Genomic DNA, 12,121 nt, shown 5'->3' on the forward strand with positions numbered 1-12,121 from the left:
ATAGTAAATTTCTAAATTCGGCAATCAATCTTTAAAATGATAGTCGTTCTGTATCAAAATATTCCTGTTGTCATCACTGGTTTTTACCAACCTTCCCAATGCGTCGTATTCGTAGAACTTTTTTAGTCCGTTTGGCCCGGTTTCACTTGTTATGCCAACCATTGGGTCGAACGTATAAGTTGTGATCATTGCACGAGGAAACGCCAGCCGTAGTTCATTTAGCGCCCTCCTTAAATTGTCATCATTTGCTTCAGAGGCGAGAAGATTGGACTTATCGGTGATGTCGGCTAATATTAACGGTGGGATCTGACTGTAACGGACACCGGTTAATTTCGCTACAATATTTTTATTATTATACCCGTACACATAGCTCTCGTAGTCTTCATTGGAAGAACCGCTACTATTGGTGATTTTTAAAGAAGAAACCAAACATTTTGAGTTTGGTTCGTAATCGAATTTCACACGCGATTCTAACGCATTACCTCCCTTTGAAGTCATGACCTCAGTTAAAAAGTTTCCTTGTGGGTTTTCTTGTGGATAATCTGTATACAGATTTTTTTGCCTGCTAATTTCACTGTTGTCGGAATAGGTGATAATATCAGTTATTTTTTCCGGATTTTCCGGATATAGCTCACTGTACCAATAGCCTTGTGATATTATTCCTTCACTTGACGAAGATTGCTTACGTCTTAGCATATAAGGAAAATCTAAATCGTATCCGTATTCTTGTTTCTCAACTACTCTCAATCCGCCAGACATAAAAGTAGTTTTTTCCTTAGATGCCAGCCAGCCTATTTTACCAGATATGTTTTGTCCTACCCGATGATATGAATATTTTCCTAACTGTGGTTCGTGCCAGCTCGCGATATCAATCAGCCCTGCTGGAAAAGGTTCAGGTCCTGGATTTGACAGATTTAAAACAGTACTTGCTCCCCAGGTATAGTACAGATAACCGTCGGCGTCTGCCCATGCATACTTATTATGGGTATCTTTTCTAAATCCTGTAGATTCACATGTGAAAAATATTTTTTCATCATACTGGAATTTTTCAGATACCAAAACCTCTCCACTGGAATTGAAATAATTTTTTTCTGAAATTTTCCCATTTCTATAATTAGGTTCAAACGAAGTGATCTCACTGTCTGAGTAAATGACACCTGATCTGCCAACATTAAATTTTGATTGTGTATAAATTTTATTTCCAATGGCATCTTTTGATATCTCAAACACAGAACTGTAGGCTACATTTGGAACCGTCCTGATACTTCCCGCATTGACAACAATCGTAGGAGTTATGCTTGATACACCTATATGAGAAAAAGGACTCCCTTCGTTGCAGATTATATTTTTAGTTTGATAGACTATAGCCGTTGGTGCCTCTTCTAACTCTATTCCTGAAGAGTGGTTCAATCCATCAATTTCGTAATTATACTGATATTCTTTTTTTTGTGCAATAACACCTTCAGAAGAATAATTTTCAATGGATTTTACCCTTAGTCCATGTGATTTCTTAGAAATATATTCTGTGTATGCAGGTATGGTATCATGAACAGTTTTAGAAATATTTAAAATTGGACCAGCATTTTCGTTGTTTTCACTCCAGGTTGTTACCTGATATGTGCCTACCTTTAAATTTACTGCTACGGAGCCAATTGGTCCTGTACACCCACCCGCTACAAAATCTTCAGGTTGCGAATAGTTCGTAGGGCTATCAATATACAGAGATTCTGTTGGCCTCAGGCAGGGATAATATTCTTCAAACTCTCCGTTGGTCATAGCCATTTCACATTCGGGAAATGTTATCGGAATGTCATTATCGCAACCAGTGATATTTTGGATTAAATAAACCCCAAGTCCAGATCCACTTATATTATAATCGTTTTCTTCACTAATTTTTAATAATTTTGTTCTCACAATCCTCATATAGGTGTAGTTGCTATATTCTGTACAACCAAATGGCCTTAAATTAATTGGTATCATATTCGGCGTTGTGCAAAATTTAAAGTATTTCTCTGGCGGATCGCCACAATAAAACCCCTCATAATTAGGAACTGTGAATATATCTACTTCATGGGAATAATACCCCTCAGGATGGTAGATACTATCTGACACCATATTTTGTTCATACACAAATTTGGAATAGCCTCTGGTTGGGAAATGTATCTTTTCTAATATCCCGTTCTGTGCGTAAAGTATATCCGTTTTCCTGTCTGCTCCGCTGAAAATGATATTCCCTGAATTTACTGATTGGACCAGATCATCATTCGACGCAGCATTATACAGTCCTAAAAAATCCTGAGAATTTGAGTTAACAGCAGGCACGAGTTGCGGATTTTTGTAATCAAATGCATATTCTTTACCTTTCATATTCTCACTCCCGAATATTGTAACTTTATCTAATTTTAATCTTCTATATAAGTGTGCAAATTGTGATTGTCCGGCAGGAATTGTTCCAAAGTAAGAGTGGTCGAAAAGAATGCGTTTGTAAAAGTCTGAAGGGTTAACCGCTTCGAAATTTTGAACTGGTATTTTATATTTGTAAAACAATATTTCATTCAATGCGTTACCGCCTTGATATGAATTGGGTACAAGTTTTAAATCTTCTCTGGATTTATAAGTAAATTTTGCAATGTATTCGCCGTTGAGTTTAATACTTAGAGGCATTTGTTGTGAAGTCGTATAAGTTATTCCTAAGTTAAAAGCAGCATCATAAACCCAAGTCATTGGGCAGGTCAATTTCTTGTAATATGATCTTGACACCAAGGGTTGGGCTATTTCATTATCCCATGTATACAATTTATAATCAAAATCAAATTGATCCATTTTATTTTTTGAAATGGCTTTCGTAAGCAGCCATGAACTTTCGGAATTACCGCTATAAACGTGTCCAACCCCGGCATCGTCTCCACCTGAGATATGGGTGGTTTCTTTTTTTCCATTTTCCCCGAAATAATATTGTGTCCCGTCATCCATTGTCACAAGCCAAACGACACCTGCTTGAATTTTAGTAACGTGAATACGGGGATTTAAAAGCGTATGATATTCCCCGTTTTCTAAATCTTTCACGATATAGTCACTTATTCCTAAAACATTCAGACTGTAAAAATCCAATTCCGTGTCATCACGTCCGTTTACCACTGGCAACATGAAATCGTTTAGATATTCAGACAACTGGCCTGGAAAGCTGTAAACTCCGATATAATTAAGAATTGTAGTACTGATGCTATATGGATCTCGACCAATATCGTCTGGTTTTCCATTCGTAATCCTTGAGATTCTTCCTCCCAAATTGATACTCCATCCCAAACCTACATTTGTAGAAATTTGAGTCACCTTGACGCCTGTAGCATCATAATTTAAAGAAATCGGTAAAGAAAGCTCCCGTCCCTCAATTGTGTGTAATGGCACGCTAATGTCCGGTGTTCCAGAATACATATTTACAGGCGCTTCTCCATATTTTTCGAACGCTGCGGCCTCGGGGCTTAGAGGCAGCTTAATCCTTGAATTAATGTCGTTTGCGACGTTATAGTTGGTCATGTTAATACCGTCACTTTGAGAATAAACCACAGTGTTAAACAGTATCAGAATACCAAAAACGAATTTTCTTTCTCTTAAAGTCATTATCAAAATTATTTTTGTTTTATTACTTTAATTCCATCACTCTGCACATCCGTCTTGATATTCACTATGTAAATCCCTTCAGGGTATGCACTTAAATTCACAGGAACCGTCCTGCCCGTAATAGTAAAACTTTGCAAAATATGTCCACTCAAATCAACTACTGTTGCCGTTCCGGTTTCAAATTCATACCCTACAATCACATTCGTAAAATCACCTGCGGGATTCGGGATCGCTTCAATCGTCGCCTTTTTTACTTTTTCCTTGTCTTTATCCAACAGCTTCACCACCCAGAAATCACTATTACCATAATGCGTTTTCTTATCACGCGAGGGCGGTATGTTGGCTTTTCCGCCGCCCAGTGCCGAAGACAGTCCATCCATTGCTTTGTCTGCATCCATGCCTGAACCGCTGCCCCCGCTGCCAAGCGAAGGAACATTTCCCAATGGGCTTTTGGGTGCATTCACACCAAATTTCAAAGGCGAATCTTCACCAAGGTCCGTTGCTTTGTTTATTTTGTCTGCTGCAGCGCCTACGGTTTCGTCATAGCCTTTGTTGAAGCTTTCTGCTGCTTCGGCGATCTTTCCATTGGCTTTGTCTGTGGCATTTTTTAAGCCCTGCAACTGCTGGCCGTTGCCACCGACGCTGATTCCATTTCCTGTGCCCGATCCCGATTTGGTACCTGCTATGCCCATTGTACTCCGCACCGGGTTTGAAGTTCCGGCAAGCAAATAACCGCCGTCCCTGGTTTCTACAACTTTCGTTAAAATGTCTTCGCCGTCGCTGCCGACGGTTTTGTCCCACAATCGTTCCCCTGTTTCCGATATTTTCAGGGCGATGTAATCGTTAATGCCTTTTTCATCTTTCTTTTTTCCATTGGCTTCTGATTTTGCAAAACCACCGATCAGCAAAGTGTGGTCTTTGTTTTCTACAATTGAAGTCAGGATATCCGATGTTCCGAAATCATAGGTTTCCTGCCATATCATCCCGCCTTCTTTGTCTAGTTTTACAAGCCAGAAATCGGTGCCTTTGCCATTGCCTTTCTTTTTGCTGAAGTTTGAACCGGAATTCGAGTTTCCGCCCAGGAGATAACCTCCGTCATAAGTCTGGTGCACCACTGCAAGCTCGTCATCTTTATCCCCGCCGATGACCTGTTGCCATTCTTCTTCCCCGTCTCTATCCAGTTTGATGACCCAATAATCCCCAGTGCCTATGTTATCATCCTTTTTGTTCCCCGAAGCTGGCGAATTGGAATAACCTCCGAGGATGTAGCCCTGGTCTGCCGTTTGTTCGATGCTGCGGAGTTCTTCAAAGTAGATGCCTCCAAAAGTCTTTTCCCAAAGGATTTTGCCTTCCTTATCGAGTTTAACCACCCAGTAATCAAGATTGCCGTAGCTGTTTTGTTTTTTGTCTGCCGATTTTTCGGAACTTGAAGATCCTCCTAATATGTAACCGCCGTCGCGGGTTTGTGCGATACTTTTGAGTTTTTCCTGACCTGTTCCTCCGATGGTTTTTTGCCACTGTTCGCCTCCACCTGCATCGAGCTTGATGACCCAGAAATCCTCACCGCCGTGGCTGTCCTCTTTTTTGGATAGCCCTCGTGCCGAATCTGAATTCCCGGCAAGTATGAATCCGCCATCGCGGGTAAGGCGTATCGATTGCAGGAAATCTGAACCGATGCCGCCAAAGCTTTTCTGCCAGTCCATGTCGCCGTTTTCGTTCATTTTCCATACCCAGAAATCCAGGTCCCCGGCGCCTTCGGAAACTTTATTTCCTGTTTTGCCGGAGAGTGAACTGCCGGCTAGTATGAATCCGTAATCTGCGGTAGGCACGGCATCAAATAAATATTCGGCATTTTTACCGCCATAGGATTTTTCCCAAAGCATGTCCTGGGCGGATACGCCGAGCGAAACTATTAAACTGCATGCCGCAAAGATGAGTCGCGTTGAAAGTTTTATCATAAAGCACAATAGATTAGTTCCTGTCGGAAGTGACAGGAAAATGAAATAACATCAAAATGGCTTATAGATATTGTTGCGGGCGAAAAACTGTAATCGGTCAGTCATAAAAAGCAACCCTGCATATAAATCCAGAACGGATTGCATGGGTAAGAGGGCGCAAGATTAGAAGTGGTATTTACCTTGCTAAAATTTTGTTAAAAATATAAAAAAGAACTTAACTAAAAAACTTTTGAAAGTTTTTTTATGGTTATTTTTCAAAAAAAAACGACAACTAATTGTTGCCGTTTTTTTAAATTTAAAGTAATCCTTTGATTTTCGCTTCGCGTATCAGATCTATATCACTGCCGCCCTTAATTTCCAGTGTTTCCTTTAAGTTGAGTTTGCGCTTTTCAACCGCGCTCAATGAAAGTGGCACATATTGAGGTATGTCTTTTGTTTTTGTGCCTTTTGATAAATGGTAGAGAATCTGTTTGTCGAATGAATCGATTTCAATATTGTCATATTGAATCTGGCTTACCAATTTCACTACCGTCTGGCTGTAATAATTTTCGGATTTTAATATTTTGTCGAATGCCAATAAAAGTTCGTCAAAGGTCAGGTCATTCTTTATTACAAGGCCGTTTGGATTTATATTTTTTATGATTGTATTTATTTTCAACAACTCGGTATGCATAGTAAGCAATATAATTTTGCAATCAGGCATGTGCTTCCTGACCAACAGCGCAAGGTCTTCCCCTGAAAAAATTCCTTTTTCCTCGTAAACAGGCATACTAAGGTCAAAAAATGCAATCCCAAACGGATCGCCTTCATGTTCCATGATGGCCTCATAACCTGTTTTACAGTCTTTCGCCTGAATGATCGTGAAGTCATAAAGTCCCTTGGAATTATAACCTTTTATCGCATTTTTATATGCTTCTATAATAAAAGGATGATCATCCACAATTAGAATATTAATACTAATAGCCATGGTATTTGGTTGTTGTTGTTTAGGAATGATGCAAACGTATTATTTTTTTTTTTCGTTTTGACGAAAATTTGAAATTATGTTACTATTGTCATATCGGAGATCATTGGTACAGTTACTACGATTTTAGTCCCTGATCCCGGTTTTGAAGCGATTGTAAAGCTACCTTTACATTCATCAACCCTTGACTGCATGTTTTGCAAGCCTATGCCTTTTTTCCTGGTTTGGGTCTGAAAACCCGCTCCGTCATCAGAAATTTTCAAGACGATATTGTCATTTTCTTTAGAAATTTCAACCTTGACATTTTGCGCTTTCGCATATTTGTTAACATTTTGGAGTGATTCCTGAAGTATCCGGTACAAATTTATTTTTACTGTATTGTTTACCTTTTCCCAATTTATATCATTTTCAATGACATTAAACACTTGCGCGTCATGCGAATTGTGTTGCTCCTCCAACAAGTTGTTGACGATGGCGACAAAATTATTAATCACAACGTACTTTTCCCTGTTAAGGTCGTGCGAAATTTCCCTGATATCCTGTTCAATGTTTTTTAATTCTGCGAGGTAATTAAACCGGCTTTCAACAGATTGCTCATCAGTAGCCCGATTTAAGCTGTCAAGATTTAGCCTTGCCCCAAAAAGACGACCCAATACTCCGTCATGCAATTCCTGCGCTATTCTCTTTTTCTCCTTTACGCGGCTTTCTTCAATATTTGCCTGTTGTGAAATCATCAGGTTATAAATATCTTCATTGGCCTTTTGTTGGGCTTCGCGCAACAACAACTCCCGGTTTTTTGCCCTTTGTGATCGGATTACAAACAATAATATTCCAATGAATAACGTTCCGACGAAGAAATAACTTATACTTCTGTTTTGTTCGGCAAGCTTGTCTTTTTGTGAAATGATCTCGTCCGTCTCAAACGCAATCCTGGCGAATTTATCTTTTGCTTTACGTTCGGCCTGTTGGAGGCTGTCGCTAATCTTAATGTACTCCTTGGAATAAGCAATAGCATTTTTGTGTTCAATGCTTGACAGCTGTTGGAGCGAGGCCAGTATGTCTGATGATACTCTGGTCTTGCGCGAAAAATCAAGGGCTTCTCGCGCATATTTCTGAGCGATGATTGTATCTTTCTTTGCCGCAAAAAGTTCAGAAAGATGTATTTTATTAAGGATTATCCCCGAATTGTCCTGTTTGAGACTATCCCGCAGTTTCAGGGATTTATAGAAAAGTCCAGGAAGTTGGCTAAAATCGTTAATTTTAAATTTTGAATATGCAAGATTGTCAATCAGCATCGCATAAACGGTGGGATTTCCTTTCTGTAAGGATATGTCTTTGAGGGCAATATTAAAATTTTCAATTGCTTTCTGTTGCTCACCAATAGTTTGATATACATATCCAATATTATTTAACGAACTCGCCATTAAAAAGTTTTTATCTATAACCGACGTATTTTCGATATAGTTAAGTGCTTTGGTATGGTATTCTAAAGCCTTATCAAAATTTTTAAGTTGGTTGGAATTGATGCCAATTAAATTGTATGCTTCATATATTTTTTTCTTGTTTGACGATTTGTTAAGATACGGAAGCGCTTTTGATGCGGAAGTTTCGCTTCCATTAAAATCACTTTCGTAGAGCTGTATAAAAGCCATGTCAAGATAGATTTCCCCTAAGCTTAAACTATCCCCGATATACCTGTTGAATTTTTCGGCCTTTAGGTAGTAATAAAAAGAACTGTCATTTTGATTGCTGTCAATATGGTACTTACCGAGGTTCTTGTACGCTTTTGAAATATTTACTGTATCTTTTTCTGCGACAGACCTTTCTAAAAGTTCTTGTGACAGCTTTCGAAACTGTTTATGTCTACCCAATAAATCAAAATTGTCGGCAATGGTATTCAAAAGGCTTAGACTTGAAGAGTCAATTTTCCTAGTTTGCAATAGTTCATAAGCCCGTTGATTGTATTTGATTTTTTGGTTTTGGGAAGAGTTACCGCCTTTAAACAGGTTAATGTAAATCGAAACGCTATCCCTGACAGCTTCAGCCGAGACAGTTTTCTTGCTTTTCGAACAACCAAGGCACGCACACGCGATGCAGACAAAAATGATTAATGATAGTTTTTTCAATGATTTGTGTTTTTACCCAAAACAAAAAAACAAAAAAAAAGGCTATCATTATAAAATGACAGCCTTAAAATAAGATTTTATCTTATTATATTTCTATATGGAATATTATGCTACTGATCTTGGGGCACTTTGACCGCCAATTCTTGAACTGCTTCTTGGAGCACTTTGACCACCGATTGCAAGACTTCTTGGAGCGCTTTGTCCGCCAATTCTTGAACTGCTTCTCGGAGCACTTTGACCACCGATTGCAAGACTTCTTGGAGCGCTTTGTCCACCGATTGGAATAATTTGTTCTACTGGTGCTGTTTGACCAGGTGCTGTTGGTGGATCAATTTCAGATATGCTTCTTGGGGCACTTTGACCACCGATTGGAATAATTTGTTCTACCGGTGCTGTTTGACCAGGTGCTGTTGGTGGGTCAATTTCAGATATGCTTCTTGGAGCACTTTGACCACCGATTGGAATGATTTGTTCTGCAGGCGGTGCAGTCTGTCCTGGAGCCGTCGGCGGATCAATCTCCCCCGGTTGTGTAAATGAAGTAAGAACCATCATTAAAGACAATAATCCGAATGTTAAAATAGCTTTTTTCATAATTTGAGACATTAATATGTTTGTGGTATATTTTACAAGTTCTGTGACGCTTCCTTGCCTTTCACGTTGTAAAAATATACCGCATGTCTCTATCTATTGTAGTGTTTACAGGGGCTTTTGGTGGAATGCAGCCGTTTGATAGTGGATGGCATTCAAATTATGGTAGATGGTTTTCTTAGATTTCGAGATAATTGCCGTTTGAGATGCTGTTGAGGATCGCATCAACGTTTTCTTTATACGATTTTGAGAAAGGCAGTTTGGTTGTCGTATTCTTAATGTAACACACCGCATTGCCGGTATGGATGCGCGACACGTAGTCGATGTTTACGATATAACTGTTGTGGATGCGTACAAAAGGCGAAGTGAGTACATTTTCAAAATGCTTCAGGGTTTTAAAAGCGGTGATCATTTCGCCGTTGTTCAGGTGGATGTCTGTCGAGTTGTTGTCGGCCTGCAGGTAGCAGATCTCGGTTGCATCAATGAAACGGTAATCCCCGTAAGATTTTACGCATATGATCAGGGGCTTTTCCTGTTGTGTGCCGTAAGCAACAAACGGAGGATTTTCTTCTCGGGCTTCTGCTGTTTCATAGGCAACCATAGGGCCAACAGTCTCTCCTGACGCAATAGTTTCCTGCACAGGCACTTCAATGACAACCGGCAATTCAATAATTGGGCTGTCAACAATTTTTTGAGCAAGGTTTTCAGAATGCGGCTCAGGCGTTGCGGCTGTTCCAAGGTTTTTTTCAAAACGGAGCATCGTTCTCCTCAAATCCCTGGCATTAACCGGCTTTACAAAATAATCAAGCACTTCATACCGCAACGCTTCGAGCGCCAGTTCATTGTCTTTAGACGTTACAATGATCTTTGGAATTTTTTTGAGGTAGCGGTGCAGTTCGTTGATCAGGTGCAATGACAGGCGGCTGTGGGATTTGCCCGGGCTAATTTCAAGGAATACGATGTCCGGAAGGTGCTGCAGGATCAGGTCAAGTCCATCGTCATAGTTGGCAGCAGATGCCACAAAATGCAGGTTCTGAAAACCAGCCGCTACCGACCGGGTTTTCACAACGCTGTTGTAGTCATCGTCTATGACAATGTAATTGTGCTTCATATACTGTACTTGGCTAGGGATTCAAGACAGCATCTGAAATTAAGATTGCAGGTTTGGGGCAGTCAGCGCTAACGCTAACCAGTGGCTAATTTAATTGATTTTACAAATCGCAAATCGCTACAACGCCAACAGTTATCATCATTATTATCATTTGATTACGAACTGCAAAAAAAAACGTTAAAGTACATTGTGATTTTCTTAACACACTTTAAAAAAATAAAATTAAGCATATATAGTATTTTTTTACACCAATTCATTTAGTTTTGTAAACAGATTAATTAACAAAATATACCCCTATTTCTATGATTAATGTTGATTTTCATTCGAAAGATGCGATTATTAACGCTTTTCCGGATGAAGTAGCCTGCTTGGCCCATTTGGAACAATTGCGCTGGGACGGATTTGTAACCAGCCCCTTTGACGCCATCTCAACGGTATACCATTGCAGCAACAACCGCTTTCGCTGCAAGAATACCGGCAAATATTTTAATGCCAAGACCGGAACGATATTCCACAATTCCAAAATCGAATTGCAGAAATGGTTCATCGCGATATGGATCGTATCCAGGCGAACACGCGGCATTACATCAGTAGAATTGGCCGAAGAACTACAGCTCACACAGAAATCTGCCTGGTTTATGCTGCAGCGGATCAAAAAAGGACTCAATCCTGAAAGCCTGAAGAAAAAGCCGAAAAACCGTCTCAAAAAGAAAATGGAAGCTGCCGACATTTCTAAAATCGCGGTGGCTCCAGATTCCGACCGCCTCCAGATGCACCAATGGCTTGAACTGCTAAAAAAATAACATGCCCCAGCACCATCCCACCATTCTTTACGGATCCCCAAATCTGTACTTAAAAATCAAAAATGCTGCAGTTTCCTGCTTCATTTTATCTGACAACCGACAGGCTTTCCGAATGCGGGATTTCCAGAAAGCCCTGGGCTATGATGGAAAATCAGAATCGTGGCTGCTGGAATTGCTGAAGGGCATTTCAAAATTTTCGGCAGTTCCCGAAGCGCTATTTTCAGCCCTTGACCATCCGGAAACCGTTTTGTACAATCATCCGAACGGCGCACAACTGTCCATACGAACCATCGAAATCCCATCGGTACAAAAAATCCTGGATATTCTTATCAATGCACGCAACGACGGGCATTTAAGTGTCGGACAACTCAAATTTGCAAAATCAGCCGCCTTGCTGCATAACTATTTCAGCAACAACGACCTTCAGGCAGCCATCGAAGAAGCCAGCGGGTTTAATTTTGAGAAGGCAGCCGCCAGAACCAGGCTTCACCAACGCCTGATGGCAAAACATCCCAATGCGGCATTTGAATGGGCCAGGGTATTGCCGGATGCATTCTTTGAATTGCTGGGAAAATTGTATGGATTGCATTGGAACCAAATCCGCACCGAACCTGAAATGGGCGCAAAAACCACAAACGACCTGGTGTTCTCCAGATTGCCGGAAGATATTATCCGGATTTTAGCTGCTACAAAACCAAAACGCAGTTATAAAGGCAGCCAGAACCTGCAGCAATCCGAACTGGTGCAATACCTAAGTAGCCTGCAGCAATTGGCCGAAACCGCCGGATACCACCGCAATATTTTCATGCAGCTGTTAAACCGTACCCATCCCAAAAACAACCACTGGCCGGTAAAAGACACTGATTTTTCGACGCTACAGGCTATAGAAACAACAACCTCCGAATTCAACATCCTTTTAAAAAAAGGAATCGTATAAAGCAAAAAAAGCC

Annotated in this window: 8 protein-coding genes; 2 read left to right on the forward strand and 6 right to left on the reverse strand. The window is 40.2% G+C overall.

What is annotated here, in order from left to right; translation table 11 throughout:
* Positions 1-24 precede the first annotated feature (24 nt).
* The 6 genes from BLS32_RS02695 to BLS32_RS18670 form a co-directional block, all read right to left on the reverse strand.
* Positions 25-3,621: an RHS repeat protein gene (locus BLS32_RS02695; protein WP_091391750.1), complete on the reverse strand. Its 3,597-nt coding sequence runs from the start codon at positions 3,619-3,621 to the stop codon at positions 25-27.
* Positions 3,622-3,629: 8 nt separating this feature from the next.
* Entirely contained in the window at positions 3,630-5,579 is a 1,950-nt protein-coding gene (locus BLS32_RS02700) for a T9SS type A sorting domain-containing protein (RefSeq protein WP_245699308.1), read from the reverse strand.
* A 295-nt stretch (positions 5,580-5,874) separates the two neighbouring features.
* Positions 5,875-6,546, reverse strand: coding sequence for a response regulator (locus BLS32_RS02705; RefSeq protein WP_091391752.1), 672 nt, complete (start codon positions 6,544-6,546; stop codon positions 5,875-5,877).
* A gap of 74 nt (positions 6,547-6,620) precedes the next feature.
* Complete coding sequence (locus tag BLS32_RS02710) at positions 6,621-8,669, reverse strand: tetratricopeptide repeat-containing sensor histidine kinase (RefSeq protein WP_139171679.1); 2,049 nt, start codon at positions 8,667-8,669, stop codon at positions 6,621-6,623.
* 105 nt (positions 8,670-8,774) lie between these two features.
* Positions 8,775-9,260, reverse strand: coding sequence for a hypothetical protein (locus BLS32_RS02715; protein ID WP_139171680.1), 486 nt, complete (start codon positions 9,258-9,260; stop codon positions 8,775-8,777).
* Positions 9,261-9,435: 175 nt separating this feature from the next.
* Positions 9,436-10,368 (reverse strand): LytR/AlgR family response regulator transcription factor, encoded by a 933-nt coding sequence (locus BLS32_RS18670; protein WP_245699309.1) that lies wholly within the window; start codon positions 10,366-10,368, stop codon positions 9,436-9,438.
* A gap of 302 nt (positions 10,369-10,670) precedes the next feature.
* Between BLS32_RS18670 and BLS32_RS02730 the strand changes: the two genes are divergently transcribed.
* Complete coding sequence (locus BLS32_RS02730; RefSeq protein WP_091391755.1) at positions 10,671-11,171, forward strand: hypothetical protein; 501 nt, start codon at positions 10,671-10,673, stop codon at positions 11,169-11,171.
* 1 nt (position 11,172) lies between these two features.
* A complete protein-coding gene (locus BLS32_RS02735; RefSeq protein ID WP_091391756.1) occupies positions 11,173-12,108 on the forward strand; it encodes a P63C domain-containing protein in 936 nt (311 codons plus the stop codon).
* Positions 12,109-12,121 lie beyond the last annotated feature (13 nt).

This window comes from Flavobacterium noncentrifugens, assembly GCF_900100375.1.
In the GTDB taxonomy this organism is placed as follows: Bacteria; Bacteroidota; Bacteroidia; order Flavobacteriales; family Flavobacteriaceae; genus Flavobacterium; species Flavobacterium noncentrifugens.